Raw genomic sequence first — 19,244 nt, 5'->3', positions numbered from 1 at the left:
AGTGACGCACCTCCCGCGAGACAGTGACGCGAACGTCGTGTGATCACCGAACGCGGCCGACGACGACCCGGTGACTCGTCTCCGCGGCGTGTTTACGCTCCAGGGCGGTCGCCTCGTCGTTCGCTTCGAACAGTCCTTCGACCGAACAGTCTCGACAGACGACGTGGTACTTCGGCTTCTGCGTCGTGGAGCTCATGCGAGCGTCCACGCGCTACCCAGACGTAGTTAAACGCATCATAATCGCCGCCACAACAATGCTAATCGCGCGCACTGGCGGCGTTAGTCGCCGGTATCCGGAGAATTGGGGTCAGTCACCACCAGCCCGCCGCTCGAACCGGTCGAGCGCGAGTCCGAGCATATCCGGACTCACGGGCTGGTACTCCTCGCGCTCGTGTTCGGGGAGGTACTCCCGCACGCTGTTCCACGACTCGCGGGCGTACCGCGCGTCGAGCAGCACGCGTACGCCGCGCTCGTCCGGCCCGCGAATGACGCGGCCGACCGCCTGTCGGGCCTTCCGAACGGCTGGTACCGTAAGCGCCGTCTCGAACCCCGATTCGAACCGACGGTCGTAGGCGGTGATGACCGCTCGCGTCCGAGGCCGCGCCGTGTTGATGATCGGGACGCCGCAGACGACGGCGGCCGAGAGGCGGTCCCCGCGGTAGTCGACGCCCTCGGTGAGCGTGCCGCGGAGGCTCGTCACGAGCACCTTCCCCTCGCCCGCGAAGAAATCGTCTTTCAGCGATTCGGTGGCACGATCGCCCGAGGACTCGTCGAGCAGTACGGGTTTCTCCAGACGTTCCGAGAGCGACTCGGCCATCCACGTCGCCTCGGCGTAGCTCGGTGTACCGACGAGCACGTTCCCATCGCGGGCCGCCACCGTCGCCGTCGCGTCGAGGTGCGCGAGGCGCGTGTCGTTCGCCTCGCCGGGCGCCCCTCTATTCTGATGGGTGAACTTCGGCGCGTCGACGGCGAGGCTCGCGCGGTTCGCCTCGGGGAACGACAGCCCGTAGGTCCGCTCGACGATCGGCCGCCCCTGCGCCTCAAGGTGGTCGAGGCCGGTCACCTCCCGGAACACGTCCATCGGCTCCAGCGTCGCGCTCATGAGGACGCCGCCGCCGAACTCGGCGAGGCGTTCGCCGATGGGTTCGCTGGGAACGCAGTTGTACAGCGCGAGGCTCGCGTTGTACGCGCGCCGCCACGAGTCCGGCGGGGCCGTCTCGTCCCACGTCCGCTCGAGATCGATCGCTCGGAAGAACTCCTCGTGATCCTCGCGGTACCAGGCGTTGAGGGTGCGGCCGACACCCGGCGCGGCGCGCTGTTTATCCCCTTCTTCCAGCGAGTCGAGGACGCGTTTGACCACGGCACCGACCTGTTGTGCGCGGGCCCAGACGCGGTCGCCGTACCCCTCCTGCTCGGCCCACTCCGAGATCTCATCTTCGGCGGGTTCCTCGGGATCGCGAAGGGGTATCTCGTCGTCGTCGAGCGCTCGCATCGATGCGCGCCAGTCGGGGTGGTCGCGGTCCAGTCGCTCCGTCACCCGGCGGTCGAGCTCGCCACGGAGGTCGGCGTAGAACTCGCGAACGGACTCGATCTCCTCGACGGTCACCTCGGCGTCCGCCAGCTCGCCGCGCACCAGTTCGGCGTCGTCGGACTCGGCGCCGGCCGTCTCGAACGAGAGCGGCTGGACGACGCGGGTGAGCTCGTTCTCGGCGTCGCGGAGGCTGGCGTCGGCGACCGCATCGCTCACGAGGTCGCGGACGCGCGGCTCGAGCATGTGGGCCTCGTCGCAGACGACGAACGTCGCGTCGTCCAAGAGTGCGCCGGTGAACGTCCCTGTCGTGACCGGGTCGAAGGCGTGGTAGTAGTTACCGATCACGACCTCGACCTCGGGCACGAGCGCGCCCATGATCGAGTGGGGACAGGAGCCGTGACCGGCGGCGAGCCGGACGAGCTCCGTCGGCCCGACGTGGCCGAGTTCCGTGACGTCGAACGGGACCGCCTCCGCCGGGTCCCCGTCTTCGGGGAGGTCGTCGAGGAAGCCGGCGTAGAACGGGCAGAACTCGGTGCCCTCGTACTCCTCGGTGTCGGGCCGGTACGGCGTCGGTTCGCCGTCGACGCTGAGGTAGTCGGCGGCGCCGGACTCGGCCTCGGTAGATCCGCGGTCGCTCCCGGAGTCCATGAGCCCGACCTGTTGGCTCCGTGCTTCGCTCACGAGGTTCGACGTGGTCGTCGCGCCGCCGTCGCCGACGAGGTTTCGGGTGCGCTCGCGGAGTCCCTCGCAGCGCTCGTACACGTTCTCGCGGTCGATTCCGCCGCGGTTCTCGCGGGCGTACGGGCAGACGTCCGCCTTCCCGACCAGCGTCAGCCCCGACACCGGGTCGTACGAGTCCGGAAGATTCGCGTTGACGGTGTCGAGGTCCGTCTCGAACTGGCGCAGTTGTTGTTTGACGCTCGTGAGCACGAGGACGCGCTCGAAGTCGGACTCGGGGTCGCGGACGCGGTCGAGCCCGGCGGTGAGCGCGAGCATCGTCTTCCCGGTCCCGCACGCGCCCTCCAAGGCGAGGAAGCCGTCGTCCTCGGCGGCGTCGACGGCGGCGTCGATCCCGTCGGCCTGCTCCGGATACGGCTCTTCGTGGCCGAAGATGTCGGTCCACGGCGGGGAGTCAGTCACTGTGGCGGCGTAGCTCCCGATCGGAGTTAAACGTTGAGAGAGCGGGGCGGCGGTCGGGGTCGATCGGTGGGCCGAGCGCCGTCGACGCCCTTACTCGACGATGTCGTGGAGGTCGGAGAGCTGATCGATCTCCCACGTGGGCCAAACGTTCAGTTCCCAGTCGCGGCGGTGGGGTCGTCGGATGAACGCGGAGTCGATGCCCGCGTTCTCGGCCGCGCGCACGTCGGACTCGTTGTCGCCGACGAACAGCGCGTTGCCGGCGTCGAGGTCACCGAGCGCCTGCTCGATGTAGTGGGGGTTCGGCTTGCGAAGCTGGAGCGAGTGGATCGTGGGCTCGCGGCCGTACGCAGCACCGAACCGTTCGAACCCGTCGAAGTGATCGACGAGGAAGTCCACCGTGGCCTGCTGGTTCGAGGAGACGATACCCATCTCCACGTCGAGGCTCTCGAGTTCGTCGAGGTCGTCGTACGGGGTCTTGCGGCCCGCGCGAGCCTCCTGCTGTTGGGCTTTCGAGACCACGTCGTCGCGAGTCCGCCAGAACGACCCCGGATCGAGGTCGTACGTTTGACAGACGGTCCCCACGCTGCCGGGGGTCGCTCCGATGGTCATGCGCTCTACGTCGTCCGGATCGGGCTCCTCGACGCCGCACTCTTCGAACGCGTCCCGGGTCGCATCCCGGAGCACGCCGAACCGCGTGCGGCCTACGAGGACACCGTCGTTGTCGAACACGACGGTATCGTACGTCATACACTTTGCAGTCGCCCAGTACTTAAAAGCGTTTCACCAACGCCGCGACACGACCGCCAGCCCATTTATATCCGTCCGCCACGGCTCCCGCGGTATGCGCGTCAGTGTCATCGGCGGCAGTTCGGTCTCGCCCGAGACGGCAGCGGTCGCCGAGGAACTGGGTGAACGGCTCGCGAACCGCGGCCACACGGTGGTGTGCGGCGGGCTCGGCGGCGTGATGGAGGCGGTCTGCCGCGGCGCACGAGACGCCGGCGGCGAGACGATCGGGATTCTCCCGACGGATCGGCGCGCGGACGCGAATCCGCACGTCACGGTTCCGATCGCGACGGGGATGGGCCACGCGCGAAACGCGCTCGTGGCGCTCAACGGCGACGCCGCGATCGGGATCAACGGCGCTCACGGCACGCTCTCGGAGATAGGGATGGCGCTGGCGCACGGCCGGCCAGTGGCGGGGCTCGACACACACGACGTGGCGGGCGTGGAGGCGGTGGCGACGCCGAAAGCGGCCGTCGAATACGTCGAGGAGGCTGTCGCTGGAGAAAGGTAACGGACGTTCACCGTGGTCGACGAATGTCGATGTGAGCCACGACGCGACCGACTACCAGGTGTCGTGGAACGTGTCGAACTCGATCGAGTCGAGGGGTTTCTCGCCGATGGCGGCCTCGTACTCGCCGGGGGTCAACATCGGCTTGTGGAACCGCGGGCCGTCGTCGGTCGTGATCCGTGGACAACCGGTGTTGACGAACGCGTCCATGTCGAAGTTTCGGAGGCGGTCCGGCGTCACCTCGTCCATCGTGATCAGGTAGGCGTTCTCGTTGTTCTCGACGATCTCCTGGGCCTTCTCCCACCGGCCTTGACCGATCTTCGTACAGAAGATGACGCCCCACTTCTCGGCGCCCATCGCCTTGTGGACCGACGCGTAGCGCTGCTTGAGGAACTGGTCGTGTTCCGCGACCGAGACGGCGTTGTTGACGGGATCGGCGATGACGACGCGTTTTTCGGGGTGCTCCATCGCGAGCCCGACGGGGTGGAACTTCCCGCCGCCGACGTACAGTACCTGGTCGGCCGGGATGTCCGCGGAGGCGTAGTTGCAGCCGAGCACCTGCCCCTCCTTCGTGAGCCGGTCGTCGCCCCGGCGAGTGTGGACCTCGTAGCCGCGCTCCTCTAACCAGTCGGTCATCTCCTCGAAGCGGTTCATGTGCTGTGCCGTGGTGACCAGCCCGACGTCCGGGTCCTCCTCGGGCGGGGTCAGTTCCTCCGCCATCGCGTCCTCCATGATCGGGAACGGGTCGACGTTCGAGAACAGGGGCACGTAGACGATGCTGTCGGACTCCTTCATCGGCGTGTGGCCGAAGTGGACGAACACGTCAGTCCGGCGCATCAGGTAGGTGTCGAGGTCGCAGGCGCCGTAGCAGGGCTGTCCGGACAGCATGAACGTGACGTCGTCGGGCGCCACCTCGCGGAGGTCGTCGGCGACCTTCGGACCGCGGCGCTTGAGACCTTCGGGGAACTGGAGACCGACCTTCGAGGCGTCGCGCTCCTCGATGGCCTCGACGATTCGGTCGAGTTCGTAGTCCCACTCTCGGTCGTGTTTCAGGGCCATCCCCGTCTTTGTGAGGTCGCCCTCCGTGGAGCCGCTCATACACTCGAATTGTGTGGCGGGACGGTTAAACAGCGCGTTCGGTGGGGACGCTCGTGATCGTTCGGGATCGAGCGCGGTCGTGATCCAGATATTGTGGCGTCACCCGACGCGCGAGCCGACCGCGATCGGCGAGTTCCGTGCGACACCGGTCGTCGTCATCGCACTGCCGCGGCCGACGGATACAACCCCGGAGCCGACGAAGCGGAGAGACATGACCGAGATTCCGTTGGACCACATCCACGTCGCGCCCGACGACGAGTCGGCACACGCACCCGCCGTCTTCGTCCTCCACGGCCGCGGCGCCGACGAGGAGGACCTGCTCCCCGTCGCCCGCCACCTGCCCGACGAACTCCACGTGATCAGCCTTCGCGCACCCGACCCCCTGCAGGGCGGGTACACGTGGTACGACCTCGACCTGTCGGCCGGCGGGCTCGAAGAGAGCCAGCCCGACGCCGCCGGCTTCCGGCGCAGCCTCGACCTGGTCTCCGAGAGCGTCGACGCCGCCGTGGAGTCGTACGATCTCGATCCTGACCGTATCGGCTTGCTCGGCTTCAGCCAGGGGGCGATCACGAGCCTCTCGCTCCTCTTGGAAGAGCCTGACCAATACGCGTGGGTCGTCGCCCTCCACGGCTACCTCGCGGACGTCCACGCCGACCTCGATCCGGACGGTATCGACGGGAAACCGGTGCTCGTCGGCGCAGGGGCTGGCGACCGCGTGATCCCCGAGTCGAGGTCGGCGTCGGCCGCGGACCGCCTCGAAGCGATCGGCGCCGACGTCACCCGCGGGAGCTATCCGGGCGGACACGGGATCGGACAGCAGGAACTCGCCGACGTCGTCGCCTTCGTCGAGCGGCACGCGGTGTGACCGCGCCCCCGGAGGAATCGGCGTGGTCGACGGTTGGCTCAGCGGCGCCGAACCCCCGGCTCCGGCAGGTTAAAACCGCTCCGCGCCAACGTCAATCCATGAGCGTCGAACAGGCCTCCATCGAGGACCTCGGTCGCGAGCTCGGCGAACAGATCGCCCGAACCCCCGAGTACGAGCGCTTCGAGGAGGCGCGCGAAGCGGTACAGCGCGACGAGGACGTCCAAGCGAAGATCGACGAGTTCGAACAGCTTCGCGCGGAGTTCATGCAGGCCCGCGAGACGGGACAAGCGACGAACTCCGGGCTCCAGAAGGTGCAATCGGCGCAAGACGAACTCCACTCGATGCCCGTCATGCGGGAGTTCCTCGACGCGCAGGACGAACTCAACGACACCCTCGAAACGGTCAACGAGGCCATCTCCGAGCCCCTCGCGGTCGACTTCGGCGGCGAGGCCGGCGGCTGCTGTCAGGACTGACCTCCGACCGGCGACCGCCCGCCTACCACACCGACTCTCCCGTTCTTTTTCACCGATAGCGACGCAGTTCGCGATGTGATCGCAGTCGCCGGCGGCAAGGGCGGGAGTGGGAAGACGACGACGACCCTCGGGCTCGCGCGGGCGCTGTCGCGTCGGGGCGCGTCCGCGGTCGCGGTCGACGCCGACTGGGACCTCCCGAACCTCGCCCGATTGGCGTCCGAAACGACCGAGATGGATCGAGACGAGCCGATCACAGTCGTCGAAGCGGTCCGCGACAGCGGCTCGGTCGTTTCCGAAGGTCCCCCGCCCACCGTCCTCGCCGCCCCGGTCGACGCCGACTCCGTCGCCTCCGATCCGACGTTCGACGCGCTCGTGAACGCGGTCCCCGACAGCGCACCGACCCTGATCGACTGTCCGGCGGGCGCGTCGCCGGACGCGGCCGCACCGCTCCGCGCGGCCGACCGTTCGCTCCTCGTGACGCCGCTCGGGCGCGCGGCCCTGCGCGACGCGGCGAAGACGGCCGCGATCGCTCGGCGACTCGATTGCCCGCCCCTCGGTGTCGTCGCCGTCCGCGCGGACACCGTCCCGGACCCCGTCGCCGACCTGCTCGGCTGTCCGGTGCTCGGACGCGTTCCGGCCGCGGCACCGGCGCCGCTCGCCGACTCGGCGGTGCGATCGGCGTACGACGACCTCGCGCGTCGGCTCACCAGTGAGTACGGTTCGGACCGATGGCGCGTCGCGTGACCGCCCGCCCCGACGCCCGCGCATCGTTCGGCGGCCATCGACAGAGCCAAACCTTCGGAGACGGCAGCGATCGTATGGAGCCGCTCGCAACCGGAATTTCGGTGTTGGACCGAGAGTTCGGCGGCGGAATTCCGAGCGGCAGCGTCGTGGTGCTCACGGCCAACCCCGCGAGTCAGTCCGAACTCATTCTGGATCGGTTCGCTCGTGTCCGGGAGTGCCGGTATTTGACCACTGTGCGCTCGGTCGCCGCGATGGAGGCAACCCTCACGCTCGACGACGAGGACGCGGAGACGGTCGTCAGAGACGCCGCGGGCGACGATCCGTTCGAGACGGTGTTGGACACGACCGAGGAGCTTCCGGACGGCGGGACGATCGTCGTCGACTCCGTCGAGCCGCTGGAAGGTCACGGCCGCGAGGAGTACGGTGAGTTCCTGAACGAGCTACAGCGACGAGTCGTCGACGTCGACGGACTCGCGGTGTTACACGCGCTCAAGCCCGCGTCGTCGGACCAGACGCGGGTCGTCACCGAGCAGATCGCGGACCTCGTCTTCGACCTCCGCACCACGGTGACCGGAACCGAGATCGCGAACCGGCTTGTCGTCCCCAAGTTCCGCGGCGGCGCGGCGTTAGAGGAGCCGCTCAAGCTGAAGCTCACCGACTCGGTCACGGTGGACACGAGCCGGGACATCGCCTGAGACCGAGTTCTCCGACGCCGCTCCGATCAGAAAACGCCGGACGCGATAACGACAGCCGCGCCGACGACCACCGCCGCAATTGCCCAATTCCGCGGCTCGTCGAACGAGCCGTACGGGCCGCCCTTCCGTGAGAAGAGGTAGATCCCGTAGACGGCGAGCGGGGCGAGCGTCGGGAGCGTCCCGACCGAGACGACGGCGGTGACGCTCGACAACACCGCGATCGCGACCATCGTCACACCGGCGCTCGCCGCGACGAAGAGGTCCTCGCGGGCGCGTTCGATCTCCATCGCTCAGTCATCCTCCACGTCTCTCTCTGTCTCACAGTCGGCCTGCATGTCTCTCACTGGGTCGAGCGTCGTTCAAAAGGGATCGGTTCGTCGGCGGGTCGGAACGCCGGGAATCGACGTTACTCCTCGTCGAGTTCGTCGACGATCTCGTCGGCGTCGACGTCGACGTCCTCAAGCGCGTCCTCGATGTCGCCCGCGCCAGCGCCGCCCATGCCGCCCATCATACCGCCGAGACCGCCCATGCCGCCGCCCTCGATGACCTCCTCGACCACGACGCGGTCGAGGTCGAGCCGGCTCATGAGGTCCTGCGCGATCTGCTGTTTCTGGAACATCCACTGCTGGTTCATCTGCATCGCCTGCGTCGCCGTCACGTAGAGGACGTCCTTTTCGACCTTCTCGGTCTCGACGACTTCCTCGCCGTCGTCGTCCTCGGTGACCGTCTCTTCCTCCTCGGTGACCGTCTCGATGCGGACCTCGGGCGCGTCCTGGAGGTACATCCCGAGCATGCCGGCGGCCTGCTGCTCGCGGTCATCGATGAGTTCGAGGATCTCGTACTCGTACTCGAGGTCCTCGCCGGCCAGCGGGTGGTTGAAGTCGACGCGGGCGCGGCCGCCGATGATCGTCTCGAGGTAGCCCTGCTGGTTGTCGATCTGCACCTGCGCGCCGGGGTAGCGGCTGTCCTCGGGGATCTTGTCGGCCTTCACCGTCTCGACCTCGTCGGGGTCGTACGCGCCGAAGGCGTCGTCGGCCGGGACGTCAACGACGCCCTTGTCACCGACTTCCAAACCGATGAACGCCTCGTCGACCGACGGGAACACGTGTCCGGCGCCGAGCGCGATGACGCGCGGCTCGAACTCGTGTTCCTCGGTGTCGATCTCCGCCTCTTCGGCGACTTCCTCGTCCGTCGTATCGATGACTCGGCCGTCGTCGGCCGTTCGGATGGTGTACGCGACTCGTACGAAGTCGCCGTCAGCCAGTCCGGCACTCTCGGTCTCGGCCTCGTCGGCGTCTTCGGCCGCGTCCGCTTGCTCCTGATCGCTCATACCGTGAACGTCACCTGTTACACCCTTAAGGCGCACGGTTCGACGCGGCGACGAGCGGACGAGACGGGGTCTGCGTCCCACGGCGCTTATGGACGCGCCCGCCGAGGTTCGGATATGATCGAGGTCGAAATCAAGGTCCCCGCTGACGTCGACGCGGTCCGGGACCGCCTCCGCGACGCCGGCGCCGAGCGCGTCGGCGCGAGTCGCCAGCGCGACGACTACTACGACGCGCCGCACCGCGACTTCGCCGAGACGGACGAGGCCCTCCGAGTGCGCCGCGAGACGCCGCTCGCTGACGGAATCGGGTCCGACGATGCGGGGGTGAAATCGGGCGCGACGCCGTCATCCGCAGAGACGACCAAGATCACGTATAAGGGACCGCTGCTCGACGAGGGCTCGAAGACTCGCGCGGAACACGAGACGGAAGTGACCGACGTCGAGGCAGCGGCCGGTATCCTCTCCGGCCTCGGCTTCGAGCCGGCCGCAGCCGTGAAAAAGCGGCGCGAGTTCTGGACGGTCGACGGTTTCACCGTGACGCTCGACGCCGTCGACGGCCTCGGCGAGTTCGTCGAAATCGAGCGCGCGGTCGCCGACGAGTCCGCCATCGAGGCCGTCAGGAACGACGCGCTCGACGTGCTCGACAGGCTCGGACTCGACGGTGACGAACAGGTGCGCACCTCGTATCTGGGGCTGTTGCTGGCCGACGAGGACGCAGACGGCACGAGCTAACGTTCTTACTCGGCGGCGTCCTCACCGTCGACCGGTCGCTTCTTCGAGAGCGCGGTCCGGTCTAACTCGCAGACGAGGACGTCGTCGCCGTCGTCGACCAGCTTGAACGCCTCGACGTGCATCGTGACGAGGCCGCGCTCCCCGTCGCTCGTCTCCCGCTTGTCAGTGACGGTCGACCGCGCGCGGATGGTGTCGCCGTGGAACACCGGATTCGGATGCTCGACGTTGTCGTACGAGAGGTTCGCGACGATGGTGCCGTCGGTCGTCTCGGGTATCGAGACGCCGACCGCGAGCGACATGGTGTACAGCCCGTTAACGAGGCGCTCACCGAACTGGGTCTCGCCCGCGAAGTCGGCGTCGAGGTGGAGCGGCTGCTGGTTCATCGTCATGTCACAGAAACGCTGATTGTCCGACTCGCTCACCGTGCGGCGCCGCGCGTGCTCGAAGGTCTCACCGACGGTAAATTCCTCGTAGTAGCATCCTGTCATGCCCCGACCGTCGACCCGCCGGGTCAAATCGGTACCGCTCCGGAAGCCGTGCGCGTCGGTCAGCCCGTTCGCCCCCGATTTTATACCCGGCGGTGAGGAGTCTCCGTCATGGCCCGACGAAGCCTCCTGTTCTCTCCCGGTGACCGCCCGGAACTCATGCGAAAGGCGCCGGCGACGGGCGCAGACGTGGTCTGCTTCGACCTAGAAGACGCCGTTGCCCCCGGTCGGAAAGACGAGGCCCGCGACGCCGTCCGCCGCGTGCTTGCCGACGTCGATTTCGATCCGGACGCCGAGGTGTGCGTCCGGCTCACGGCGACGGCGCCCGCCGCCGACCTCGACGCCCTCGTCGGGTCGGCGCCGGCGGACGTGGGCGGTTCAGTCGACGCCGACCCCCCGCTCCGGCTCGACGCGATCATGCTGCCGAAAGTCGAGGCCGCCGACCGCGTCGAGCGGGCGGCCGCGCTGTGCGCCGACCGAGGGCTCGACCTCGCGGTGTTCGCGCTCGTCGAGACGGCCGGCGGCGTCCTCTCCGCGCCGGCGATCGCTTCTGCGGACGCGACCAGCGCGCTCGTGTTCGGCGCCGAGGACCTCGCGGCCGACATCGGGGCGACCCGCACCGACGAGGGGACGGAGGTGCTGTACGCCCGCGAACACGTCGTCCTCGCCGCCAGTGCGGCCGGCGTCGACGCCCTCGATACGGTGTACACGGACTTCTCCGACACGGAGGGGCTTCGCGAGGAGACGGCGTTCGCACTCACGCTCGGCTACGACGGAAAGCTCGCGATCCACCCGTCGCAGGTCGGTCCGATCAACGAGGCGTTCACGCCCGACGCCGAGGAGATCGACTGGGCGTCTCGGGTCCTCGGCGCCCGCGACGAGGCCCGACGGGCGGATCGAGGGGTGTTCAGCGTCGACGGCGAGATGATCGACGCGCCGCTGATCGCGCAGGCGGAGCGGATCGTGGAGCGGGCCGCGGCCGCCGGGATGGACCCGAGATAATACCACCACCACGGCTCGCGTGGGCCATCCGAGAGGGTCGTGTTCGAGGCGTACAAGCAGATTTGCCTCTAACGATACCTATCCGTCACCATTAACCTCGACCCCTCTGGAACGTTACGTATGACTGAACAGACGAATCCGTTCGAGAGCTTCCAGGAACAGGTCGACGACGCCGCGGCGTCGGTCGACGCCAAGGATGGTGTTATCACCCGGTTAAAGAATCCTGAGCGGGTTTTGGAGACGAATCTGACCTTCGAGCGCGACGACGGCTCGCTGGAGACGGTTCGCGCGTACCGGTCGCAGTTCAACGGCGACCGCGGCCCGTACAAGGGCGGCATCCGGTATCACCCGGGCGTCACGCGCGACGAAGTGAAGGCGCTGTCGGGGTGGATGGCGTACAAGTGCGCCGTCGTCGACGTGCCCTACGGCGGCGGGAAAGGGGGAATCGCGATCGATCCGAGTGACTACTCGGAGAGCGAACTGGAGCGACTGACGCGTTCGTTCGCGAAGGAACTCCGACCGATCATCGGCGAGGACCGCGACATCCCGGCGCCGGACGTCAACACCGGCCAGCGGGAAATGAACTGGATCAAAGACACGTACGAGACGCTGGAGAACACCACCGCGCCCGGCGTTATCACCGGCAAGGCGATCGACTCGGGAGGCAGCGAGGGGCGCGTCGAGGCGACCGGTCGCTCCGTCGCGCTCGCGGCCCGCGAGACGTTCGACTGGCTCGACCGTGACCTCGCGGGCGCGAGCGTCGCCGTTCAGGGGTATGGCAACGCCGGCTCGGTCGCCGCCGCCCTCATCGACGAGTTGGGCGGGAACGTGGTCGCGGTCTCGGACTCGTCGGGCGGTATCCACGCTCCCGAGGGGCTCGACCCGCGGGCGGTGAAAGAGCACAAGACCGAGACTGGCGCGGTCTCCGGCTACGGCGACGCCGCGTCGATCACGAACGAGGAGCTGTTGACGATGGACGTCGACCTGCTCGTGCCCGCGGCCCTGGAGAACGCCATCAACGGCGACCTCGCCGCCGACGTGGCGGCCGACGTGATCGTCGAGGCCGCGAACGGACCGCTCACCCCGCGTGCCGACGACGTGCTCGTCGAGAACGGAGTTCACGTCGTCCCCGACATCTTCGCGAACGCCGGCGGCGTCACCGTCTCGTACTTCGAGTGGGTCCAGAACCGACAGCGGTTCTACTGGACCGAGTCGCGGGTCAACGAGGAGCTTGAACGCATAATCACCGAGGCGTTCGACGGAATCATTGACGCCTATGAGGGGCGGGACGTTCGCGACCTCCGTACCGCCGCCTACGTGGTCGCTATCGGTAGGATCGTCGACGCGTACGGGCAGGCGGGAAGCTGGCCGTAACGCGCGTTCGGACGCGTTTCGGGCGGTGGCTTTTTCTGCTCACTCCAGCCGGGCGTCGCGGATCTCGACGTGACCGCGGTCGCCCTCCCACACCGCGTCGTACTCGAACTCGATCCGACGGCTCATGTGCGGACCGTCGACGACGTACGTCTCGAACTCGCCGCCCTCGCCCAGCGGGTGCACGCCGTACTTCTCGCGCAGGTCGAGGAGTTCCGACAGCGCGTCGGCGTCGTAGCGCCGCCCGAGCCACGACTCGTCGAGCCCGTACGCCGCGACCTGCACGATGCGGATCTCGAACCCGGCGTCGAACATCGACTCCGCAAGTGCGACCGGGTCCTCGCCCCACAGCGGTGCGAACAGGTCGATCCCCAGCCGGTCGCACATCGCTCGAATGCGGCTCGTCTGGTACTCGCTCTCGACCGCGCCGGCGGTGACACCCGCGAGGTCCACGTCCTCGTCCGCGGCGATCTCTCGGAGGGCGGCCTCCATTGGCTCAAGTTCGGCGTCGCCCTGTGCACCCGCGTCGTCGACGTCGTCCGCTCCGAAGTCGTCCGGCGAGATCTCGACGAGGTCGATCCCGACGCTCTCGGCCGCGAGTTCGGCGAGCTCCGTCGCCGGTGTGTGGTACATGTACGAGTCGCCAGCGGGGTGGACGGTCAGGAGACGCGAGACGTCGAGTCCCTCCTCCAGCGCGCGGTACAGCGCCCACGACGAGTCTTTCCCGCCCGAGAAGAGGCTCACCCAGTCGTCGGTCATTGACCAGAGAACGCCCGGCCCGCTTAAATCGTCGACGGTCCGGGTTGACGACCGTCGACTGACGAGTGCCGGTCGCGGCGATTCGTCGGTCGAGCGTCCATATCCCCGAGAGTTATCCGACTAACCGGCATTATTAATGAAAAATGACAAGATATTAGCGAGGGTGCGTCGGAGTTCGCGTATGGAAGATCAACCGGATCCGACGTTTGACACGCTCACCGTCTCGGAGGGCGAGGAGCCGTTCGGCAACGGCAGCGAGGCGGGCGACGTCGTCTCGCCCGTTCACCTGACGTCGACGTTCGCCCTTCCGGGCCTCGATACCGAGATGCGATTGGAGGACGTGGACCCGGCCGCCGGCGAGTTCGTCTACGGTCGGCTGTCGAATCCGACCCGGCACGCGCTGGAGACCCGACTCGCCGCGCTCGAAGGAGGCGCTCACGGCGCCGCGTTCGCCTCGGGTACCGCGGCGATTTTCACGACGCTGCTCGCCGGCGTGACTCCCGGCGATCACATCGTCGCCTTCGAGGACCTCTACGCCGGTACTCGTCGGATGCTCAACGACATCTTTCGGTCGCGTCTCAACGTCGACGTCACGTACGTCGACGCGACGGACACGGAGAACGTGGCTGCCGCGCTCCGCGAAGAGACCGCCGTCGTCTGGATGGAGTCGCCGACGAACCCCAAACTCGCACTGTGTGACATCGCCGGTATCGCCGACCTGGTCGCGGACCGAGACGTGCTGTTCGGCGTGGACAACACGTTTGCGAGCCCGTACTTTCAGCGGCCGCTCGAACTGGGTGCCGACGTCGTCGCGCACAGCACGACGAAGTACCTCAATGGGCATTCTGACGCCATCGCCGGCGCCGTCGTCACCGACGACGACGCGCTGGCCGAGGAGATTCGATTCCTCCAGCAAGTCGGCGTGGGCGCCGTCAGCGGACCGTTCGACAGCTACCTCGTGTTACGCGGCATGAAGACGCTCGCCGTTCGCATGGAGAAACACGAGGCGAACGCGACGGCCGTCGCCGAGTTCCTCGACGAGCGGCCGGAGGTGACCGACGTGTACTACCCCGGCTTGCCGAACCATCCGGACCACGAACTCGCCCGTGAACAGATGTCCGGCTTCGGCGGGATTCTCTCGTTCGAACTCGACGGAACCATCGACGACGCGAAGCGGTTCGTCGAGGCGTTAACGGAGTTCACCCTCGCCGTCTCTGTCGGTGGTGTCGAGAGTCTGATCGAATTACCCGCCGCGATGACTCACGAACCGCTCTCGCCGGCGGAGCGAGAGGCGCTTGGGATATCGGACACGCTCATCCGCGTGTCGGTCGGTATCGAAGGGATAGACGACCTGATCGCGGACTTACAACGAGGATTCGACGCGATGGGTCGTCGCGCGACGCCGCCGTCGACCGACCACTGACACCGAGCGAGGTTCGGCGGCGGTCTCAGTCCGAAATGAACTCGTTGTCGCGCCAGTTGACCCCGCCGTCGCCGTCGCCGGCGCCCTGCGGGCTCTCGACGACCTCGATGCTCGCGGGACGCGGCTCACCCTCGACGATCCGCGTCGCTTCGAGTTCGCCGTCCTCCTCGGTGATGGCGGTCAGCGTCCCCTTCTCGGAGAGGAGCGCCAGTTCGCGGAGCACGAGGAACATGGGGTACTGGAGCGCGGTGTTCTGGAGGACGGTCTCACGGTCACCCTTGAAGCAGGCGAACTCGACGAGTTCGGAGGGGATCTCTTCCTCCTCGTCGTCCATCCACTGCGGACCGCCGGCACGCGGCGGCTCCTCCTCCCAGACGCGCGTCTCCGTGACGGACGCCTTCAGCTGGGCGGTCGGCGTGTACTTGCTGATACTCTCGTCGTCGGACAGGGCCTTGATGATGAGGGTGTTGTTTCGACGCGTGATGTCGATGTCGTTGATCTCCGGCGGGAGGTCGGGGTCTTCTTCGAAGTACGTCTCCACGTCTTCGAGTGGCAGTTCGAGCGTCGAATGAAGTCTGAACACGCGGCCTGTCATTGTTGGTTGGGTGAGATGAGTCGAGAGTCGGCACAGCGGCAGCGACTACGGCTGCTCCTATCGCAATTAGGCACCGTAGGTTTATATGGCCTGCCCTTCGACTGACTGAGATCGGACCGCAAAGCGATCGATAGGGCGGCTGGTCGGTCTATTCGGCGCCGAGTTCGGCGGCCAGTTCGCCACGCTCGTCCAGCTCTCCGAGGACGTCGCTGCCACCGATGAACTCGCCGTCAACGAACGCCTGCGGGATGGTCTCCCACCCGCTCTCGGCCTCCAGCGCCTCCCGGTAGTGAGGCAGCGCGGGCAGCACGTCCACGGTCTCGAACTCCTCGACGTGCTTGCTGATGAGTTCGACCGCGCGCTGGGAGTAGCCGCACTGCGGCATCAGTCGGTTCCCCTTCATGAACAGGACCACGTCGTTGTCAGCGAGCGTCTCCGTGACGCGGCGCTCAATCTCGTCGGGCTCCGCCTCGGACTCTGGCTGAAACGTCATGCGCAACGGTACGCGCCGCCGAGGCAAATGGGTTCCGCACGGACCCGTGCGCTTCGGCGACGTCCCGGAGCGCGCCGAGTTACTCGTCGCGGTCGACGCGGACGACGTCGACGAGGGAGTAGACGGGGACGCCGTCGATCTCGTCGTAGCCTCGCTTGTCGACGAGAACGACGCAGGCGACGGGTTCGCCTCCCTGCTCGCGGATCGCGTTGATCGACTCCCGCATCGTCGTCCCCGACGTGATGATGTCGTCTACAACGTAACAGTCGCGGTCGCGGATCGCCGCGAAGTTCCGCGAGAAGCCGCCGCCGTGCTCGTCGATATCGCCTTCCTCCCACTGGTGTTTCGCGGGGGCGTACGTGCCGAGGTCGGTGTCGAGTTGGTTCGCGACCGCGGTCGCGAGCGGCGCGCCGGCCTTCTCGACGCCGACGGTGAGATCGACCTCCTCCCCTTCCTTCGCGAGCAGGTCGGCCATCGCGCTCGCGGCGTATCGGAGCCGCGTCGAATCGCGGCCCAGTGCCGACCAGTCGACGTGGATGTCGGCCGTCGAGCCGGACGGTGGGGCCTCGGTCGGGGCGCCGTTGCCGCCCCCTCGCTCGACGAGCCAACTCGCGGTCTCCCGTGAGACGTTCAGCTCGTCGGCGATTTCGCCCTTCGAGAGCCCCCGTTCCGCCAGCTCGGCCGCACTGTCTATCAGGTCGTCAACGTTCTTCATATGAACTGAATTCTACCGCCGTTTTAATAGTCGTGTCGTCATCCGCGAACGCGGCCTCGAACTCGTCGAGCCCGTACACGCCGGTGACCAATCCGTCGATGAACTCCTCGGAGAAGGCCGACAGCGAGTCGACCGCGGCCTCGAAGTGTTCGTACCCGGAGTTGACGCTCCCGACGAGCGCCTTGTTGTGGAGGACTAACTCGCGGTGGAGCCTCCCGCCGTCGATCTCGAACTCCCAGTCGCCCGGCACGCCGAGCAGCGCGCCGACCCCGTTGGGGGCGAGCGCCTCGATTGTCTCGAAGGCGTGCGGGGCGTAGCCGGTCGCCTCGAAGATGAAGTCCATCGATTCGTACGCCTCCGGCACCGCGGGGACCGGCGTCTCGTTGGAGTTGACGTACGTCGCGCCGAGCGACTCGATGATATCGATCGTCGGGTCCGGACGCTCTCGGCGACCGAGACAGTACACCCGCTCGAAGTCGGCGTCGAGCCTCGCGACCGTGAGCAGTCCGAGCGACCCGTTGCCGAGCACCAGCGCGGATTCCGGGTCCCAGTGGAACGCCGACCGACTGGCGTACGCGTGTTCGATCGCCTTCTCTGCGATCGACAGCGGCTCGACGAGGAATCCCCACTCGGCGAGCGCGGGGGGAATCTTCACGAGGAACTCCGCCGGGCTGGTGAAGTACTCGGCCATAAACCCATGCGCGCCGACGATGCCGCGTTCGTGATACCGACCGTCCGGAGCCATGTCGGGTTCGCCTCGCGCGAAGTATTCGTTCGCGCCGTTCGGCGGGCGCCGGACCGTCGGCACGACCACGTCGCCGACCTCGAACGGCGTGTCGTTCGGGTCTTCGATCACGCCGACCGCCTCGTGGCCCAGGACGAGGTGGTCCTCACCCGCGGGCGCGCCGCCGTGCCCGCCGGCGATGACCTCGTGGTCCGTCCCGTCGACGCCGACCCGGAGCGTCCGGACCAGCGCTTCACCGGGTGCCGGCTCCGGGCGTGGCTTCTCCGTCACGACCGGTTCGTCGGCCCCCTCGTTCACGGCTATCGCGTTCATACGCGACCCGACGTGGTCAGCCACCAAAAGATTTCTTTTATTCTGAGTAAAGAATGGGGACGTCGCGATCGCGGGTTTTTCCTCCTCGTCGGGCGCACAAGCGAGTGTGTGTACCCTCACTCTCGCGTGGCGCGCGTTCGGTGACGCCCCGGTCGCACTCGCCGCCAACCGCGACGAGGCGCTGGACAGACCAGCCGAACCGCCGACGGTCCGCGGCGACGACGGTCGGTACGTCGCCCCGCGCGACGCGGAGGCCGGCGGGACGTGGATCGGCCTCTCTGACTCGGGTCTCGCGGTTGCGATCACCAACCGCTGGCTCGACGCTGACCGCGAGGGAGACCGCTCCCGAGGGCTTCTCGTGCGAGACTGTCTCGAATCGGACTCCGCCGAGGCCGCAGTTCGGAGCGTCGAGCGCGACCTCGAAACCCGCTCGTACGACGGGTTCAACCTTGTGCTCGCGGACGACGATGCCGCGTTCCTCCTCTCGTACGACGGCGGTCTCGCGGTGACGCGGCTCGATCCGGGCGTCCACGTCGTCGGCAACGTCGGCGGGGTGGTGAACGGCGTCGAGCGGTTCGCGATCCCGGAACGACGGCGGGCGTTCGCGGAGGAGCGCGTCGACAGCGCCCGCCGGATCGCAGCCGAGTTGGTTCCGGAGCCGGGCGAGTCGGGCGCCGAGTGGCTCGACCGCGCGAGCGCCATCCTTGCGGACCACCAGTACGGTGCCTGTCTCCACGGCGACGACTTCGGGACGCGGTCGTTCACCCGGATTCTGACGAGCACCGACCCGACGGCGGTCCCCGAATTCGCGTACGCCGACGGGCCACCCTGCGAGACGCCCGTGGAACCGGCGTCGCTCCCCCCGTCGTTCACAGGCGAGTGAACGGTGTGGGCGGGCGACGACTCGCGGAGGGTCGAGAGGAGCGCGACCGCACGCGGCGACGGCGCGAGAAGAGGCGGCGCGCGAGACCGTCGCGGACGGAGGCGCCGCGACGGGACGGAAAGCCAGTTTTAAGCGAGTCGCGGGCGGGTGTTCAAGCATGAGCGTGTCCGAACTCGAGGCCGAGCTGTCGGAGGACGAGCAGGCGGGCCTCGAACTCATCCGCGAGACCGGTGGCATCCACCAGAGCGACTTCTGGAAGGAACTCGACGTCTCCTCACGCAAGGGGAGCCGCATCGCGGAGGCGCTGGAGGATTCGGGTCTCATCCAGCGGTCAGACACCGTCTACAACGGACACAACACGTACTACTTGGAACCCGCGCCCCGCGACCTGGAGTTCGCGCTGTTGATGGCCGGCGACATGCTGTCGCCGTTCATCGGCGAGGAGGAGGTCGACTCGCAGGCCGACGCCTTCTCGCAGTGGATGATGAACCTCGCGTACGAAGAGTACTGAACTGAACGCCCGCCGCCGCGTAGAGCCGGGTCGGCCGCGAGAACCGCCACGCCG

At 67.6% G+C, this 19,244-nt stretch carries 23 protein-coding genes; 11 read left to right on the top strand and 12 right to left on the bottom strand.

Annotated features, from left to right (window positions below; genetic code table 11):
* Window positions 1-43: 43 nt before the first annotated feature.
* From ACNS84_RS03040 to ACNS84_RS03030, 3 genes are all read right to left on the bottom strand, one after another.
* Window positions 44-196, bottom strand: coding sequence for a hypothetical protein (locus ACNS84_RS03040; RefSeq protein WP_435073366.1), 153 nt, complete (start codon window positions 194-196; stop codon window positions 44-46).
* 111 nt (window positions 197-307) lie between these two features.
* On the bottom strand, window positions 308-2,671 hold the full coding sequence (locus ACNS84_RS03035) for an ATP-dependent DNA helicase (protein ID WP_435073365.1): 2,364 nt from the start codon (window positions 2,669-2,671) through the stop codon (window positions 308-310).
* A 90-nt stretch (window positions 2,672-2,761) separates the two neighbouring features.
* Window positions 2,762-3,418 (bottom strand): HAD family hydrolase, encoded by a 657-nt coding sequence (locus tag ACNS84_RS03030; RefSeq protein ID WP_435073364.1) that lies wholly within the window; start codon window positions 3,416-3,418, stop codon window positions 2,762-2,764.
* A 94-nt stretch (window positions 3,419-3,512) separates the two neighbouring features.
* On the opposite strand from ACNS84_RS03030, the gene ACNS84_RS03025 reads away from it, so the two are divergent.
* Entirely contained in the window at window positions 3,513-3,965 is a 453-nt protein-coding gene (locus ACNS84_RS03025) for a TIGR00725 family protein (RefSeq protein WP_435073363.1), read from the top strand.
* A 51-nt stretch (window positions 3,966-4,016) separates the two neighbouring features.
* Here the strand turns inward: ACNS84_RS03025 and dph2 are convergent, their stop codons facing one another.
* Window positions 4,017-5,060 carry a diphthamide biosynthesis enzyme Dph2 gene (gene dph2 / locus ACNS84_RS03020; protein ID WP_435073362.1) on the bottom strand — a complete coding sequence of 348 codons (1,044 nt, stop codon included), beginning with the start codon at window positions 5,058-5,060 and terminating at the stop codon, window positions 4,017-4,019.
* Between the two features lie 211 nt (window positions 5,061-5,271).
* Here dph2 and ACNS84_RS03015 point away from each other — a divergent pair, with 211 nt between their 5' ends.
* The 4 genes from ACNS84_RS03015 to ACNS84_RS03000 all read left to right on the top strand — a co-directional run bounded on the left by ACNS84_RS03015 (window position 5,272) and on the right by ACNS84_RS03000 (window position 7,837).
* Window positions 5,272-5,925, top strand: coding sequence for an alpha/beta hydrolase (locus ACNS84_RS03015; RefSeq protein WP_435073361.1), 654 nt, complete (start codon window positions 5,272-5,274; stop codon window positions 5,923-5,925).
* 98 nt (window positions 5,926-6,023) lie between these two features.
* Entirely contained in the window at window positions 6,024-6,398 is a 375-nt protein-coding gene (locus ACNS84_RS03010; RefSeq protein WP_435073360.1) for a YlbF/YmcA family competence regulator, read from the top strand.
* 75 nt (window positions 6,399-6,473) lie between these two features.
* The gene (locus tag ACNS84_RS03005; RefSeq protein WP_435073359.1) at window positions 6,474-7,142 is read left to right on the top strand and encodes a MinD/ParA family ATP-binding protein; all 669 of its coding nucleotides are present in this window, start codon (window positions 6,474-6,476) and stop codon (window positions 7,140-7,142) included.
* Between the two features lie 74 nt (window positions 7,143-7,216).
* Window positions 7,217-7,837 carry an RAD55 family ATPase gene (locus ACNS84_RS03000; RefSeq protein ID WP_435073358.1) on the top strand — a complete coding sequence of 207 codons (621 nt, stop codon included), beginning with the start codon at window positions 7,217-7,219 and terminating at the stop codon, window positions 7,835-7,837.
* A gap of 26 nt (window positions 7,838-7,863) precedes the next feature.
* Here ACNS84_RS03000 and ACNS84_RS02995 read toward each other — a convergent pair whose 3' ends face one another.
* Entirely contained in the window at window positions 7,864-8,124 is a 261-nt protein-coding gene (locus ACNS84_RS02995; RefSeq protein ID WP_435073357.1) for a DUF8049 family protein, read from the bottom strand.
* A gap of 119 nt (window positions 8,125-8,243) precedes the next feature.
* Window positions 8,244-9,167, bottom strand: a complete 924-nt coding sequence (locus tag ACNS84_RS02990) for an FKBP-type peptidyl-prolyl cis-trans isomerase (RefSeq protein WP_435073356.1) — start codon at window positions 9,165-9,167, stop codon at window positions 8,244-8,246.
* Between the two features lie 114 nt (window positions 9,168-9,281).
* Between ACNS84_RS02990 and cyaB the strand changes: the two genes are divergently transcribed.
* A complete protein-coding gene (gene cyaB / locus ACNS84_RS02985) occupies window positions 9,282-9,896 on the top strand; it encodes a class IV adenylate cyclase (RefSeq protein ID WP_435073355.1) in 615 nt (204 codons plus the stop codon).
* A gap of 5 nt (window positions 9,897-9,901) precedes the next feature.
* On the opposite strand, the gene ACNS84_RS02980 is transcribed toward cyaB, so the two are convergent.
* Window positions 9,902-10,447 (bottom strand): MaoC family dehydratase, encoded by a 546-nt coding sequence (locus tag ACNS84_RS02980; protein WP_435073780.1) that lies wholly within the window; start codon window positions 10,445-10,447, stop codon window positions 9,902-9,904.
* 45 nt (window positions 10,448-10,492) lie between these two features.
* On the opposite strand from ACNS84_RS02980, the gene ACNS84_RS02975 reads away from it, so the two are divergent.
* Complete coding sequence (locus tag ACNS84_RS02975; RefSeq protein ID WP_435073354.1) at window positions 10,493-11,383, top strand: HpcH/HpaI aldolase/citrate lyase family protein; 891 nt, start codon at window positions 10,493-10,495, stop codon at window positions 11,381-11,383.
* A gap of 120 nt (window positions 11,384-11,503) precedes the next feature.
* The gene (locus tag ACNS84_RS02970) at window positions 11,504-12,757 is read left to right on the top strand and encodes a Glu/Leu/Phe/Val family dehydrogenase (protein ID WP_435073353.1); all 1,254 of its coding nucleotides are present in this window, start codon (window positions 11,504-11,506) and stop codon (window positions 12,755-12,757) included.
* Window positions 12,758-12,796: 39 nt separating this feature from the next.
* On the opposite strand, the gene ACNS84_RS02965 is transcribed toward ACNS84_RS02970, so the two are convergent.
* Window positions 12,797-13,513: a diphthine--ammonia ligase gene (locus ACNS84_RS02965; protein ID WP_435073352.1), complete on the bottom strand. Its 717-nt coding sequence runs from the start codon at window positions 13,511-13,513 to the stop codon at window positions 12,797-12,799.
* Between the two features lie 181 nt (window positions 13,514-13,694).
* Between ACNS84_RS02965 and ACNS84_RS02960 the strand changes: the two genes are divergently transcribed.
* Complete coding sequence (locus ACNS84_RS02960) at window positions 13,695-14,936, top strand: trans-sulfuration enzyme family protein (RefSeq protein WP_435073351.1); 1,242 nt, start codon at window positions 13,695-13,697, stop codon at window positions 14,934-14,936.
* 25 nt (window positions 14,937-14,961) lie between these two features.
* On the opposite strand, the gene ACNS84_RS02955 is transcribed toward ACNS84_RS02960, so the two are convergent.
* The 4 genes from ACNS84_RS02955 to ACNS84_RS02940 all read right to left on the bottom strand — a co-directional run bounded on the left by ACNS84_RS02955 (window position 14,962) and on the right by ACNS84_RS02940 (window position 17,796).
* Window positions 14,962-15,531: a DUF7110 family protein gene (locus tag ACNS84_RS02955; RefSeq protein ID WP_435073350.1), complete on the bottom strand. Its 570-nt coding sequence runs from the start codon at window positions 15,529-15,531 to the stop codon at window positions 14,962-14,964.
* A 148-nt stretch (window positions 15,532-15,679) separates the two neighbouring features.
* A complete protein-coding gene (locus ACNS84_RS02950) occupies window positions 15,680-16,024 on the bottom strand; it encodes a glutaredoxin family protein (RefSeq protein WP_435073349.1) in 345 nt (114 codons plus the stop codon).
* Window positions 16,025-16,103: 79 nt separating this feature from the next.
* Window positions 16,104-16,739, bottom strand: a complete 636-nt coding sequence (gene gfcR / locus ACNS84_RS02945) for a transcriptional regulator GfcR (RefSeq protein ID WP_435073348.1) — start codon at window positions 16,737-16,739, stop codon at window positions 16,104-16,106.
* The gene (locus ACNS84_RS02940; protein WP_435073347.1) at window positions 16,726-17,796 is read right to left on the bottom strand and encodes a glucose 1-dehydrogenase; all 1,071 of its coding nucleotides are present in this window, start codon (window positions 17,794-17,796) and stop codon (window positions 16,726-16,728) included. Before ACNS84_RS02940 ends, gfcR begins: the two co-directional genes overlap by 14 nt.
* Before the next feature lie 106 nt (window positions 17,797-17,902).
* On the opposite strand from ACNS84_RS02940, the gene ACNS84_RS02935 reads away from it, so the two are divergent.
* Entirely contained in the window at window positions 17,903-18,679 is a 777-nt protein-coding gene (locus tag ACNS84_RS02935; protein WP_435073346.1) for an NRDE family protein, read from the top strand.
* A gap of 157 nt (window positions 18,680-18,836) precedes the next feature.
* Window positions 18,837-19,190, top strand: coding sequence for a helix-turn-helix transcriptional regulator (locus ACNS84_RS02930; RefSeq protein WP_435073345.1), 354 nt, complete (start codon window positions 18,837-18,839; stop codon window positions 19,188-19,190).
* The last annotated feature ends 54 nt before the right edge of the window (window positions 19,191-19,244 follow it).

It is taken from the genome of Halorubrum wangae (assembly GCF_051194135.1).
Classification (GTDB): Archaea; Halobacteriota; Halobacteria; order Halobacteriales; family Haloferacaceae; genus Halorubrum.
This window is presented reverse-complemented; position numbering and strand designations above follow the sequence as displayed.

Coding starts and splice junctions, on each gene's coding strand:
- ACNS84_RS02960 (WP_435073351.1), top strand. CDS start 13,695: ATGGAAGATCAACCGGATCCGACGTTTGACACGCTCACCGTCTCGGAG.
- cyaB (WP_435073355.1), top strand. CDS start 9,282: ATGATCGAGGTCGAAATCAAGGTCCCCGCTGACGTCGACGCGGTCCGG.
- ACNS84_RS03000 (WP_435073358.1), top strand. CDS start 7,217: ATGGAGCCGCTCGCAACCGGAATTTCGGTGTTGGACCGAGAGTTCGGC.
- ACNS84_RS03040 (WP_435073366.1), bottom strand. CDS start 196: ATGAGCTCCACGACGCAGAAGCCGAAGTACCACGTCGTCTGTCGAGAC.
- ACNS84_RS03025 (WP_435073363.1), top strand. CDS start 3,513: ATGCGCGTCAGTGTCATCGGCGGCAGTTCGGTCTCGCCCGAGACGGCA.
- ACNS84_RS02990 (WP_435073356.1), bottom strand. CDS start 9,167: ATGAGCGATCAGGAGCAAGCGGACGCGGCCGAAGACGCCGACGAGGCC.
- ACNS84_RS02975 (WP_435073354.1), top strand. CDS start 10,493: ATGGCCCGACGAAGCCTCCTGTTCTCTCCCGGTGACCGCCCGGAACTC.
- ACNS84_RS02965 (WP_435073352.1), bottom strand. CDS start 13,513: ATGACCGACGACTGGGTGAGCCTCTTCTCGGGCGGGAAAGACTCGTCG.
- ACNS84_RS02970 (WP_435073353.1), top strand. CDS start 11,504: ATGACTGAACAGACGAATCCGTTCGAGAGCTTCCAGGAACAGGTCGAC.
- ACNS84_RS03030 (WP_435073364.1), bottom strand. CDS start 3,418: ATGACGTACGATACCGTCGTGTTCGACAACGACGGTGTCCTCGTAGGC.
- ACNS84_RS02930 (WP_435073345.1), top strand. CDS start 18,837: ATGAGCGTGTCCGAACTCGAGGCCGAGCTGTCGGAGGACGAGCAGGCG.
- ACNS84_RS03010 (WP_435073360.1), top strand. CDS start 6,024: ATGAGCGTCGAACAGGCCTCCATCGAGGACCTCGGTCGCGAGCTCGGC.
- ACNS84_RS02940 (WP_435073347.1), bottom strand. CDS start 17,796: ATGAACGCGATAGCCGTGAACGAGGGGGCCGACGAACCGGTCGTGACG.
- ACNS84_RS03015 (WP_435073361.1), top strand. CDS start 5,272: ATGACCGAGATTCCGTTGGACCACATCCACGTCGCGCCCGACGACGAG.
- dph2 (WP_435073362.1), bottom strand. CDS start 5,060: ATGAGCGGCTCCACGGAGGGCGACCTCACAAAGACGGGGATGGCCCTG.
- gfcR (WP_435073348.1), bottom strand. CDS start 16,739: ATGAAGAACGTTGACGACCTGATAGACAGTGCGGCCGAGCTGGCGGAA.
- ACNS84_RS02950 (WP_435073349.1), bottom strand. CDS start 16,024: ATGACGTTTCAGCCAGAGTCCGAGGCGGAGCCCGACGAGATTGAGCGC.
- ACNS84_RS02955 (WP_435073350.1), bottom strand. CDS start 15,531: ATGACAGGCCGCGTGTTCAGACTTCATTCGACGCTCGAACTGCCACTC.
- ACNS84_RS02995 (WP_435073357.1), bottom strand. CDS start 8,124: ATGGAGATCGAACGCGCCCGCGAGGACCTCTTCGTCGCGGCGAGCGCC.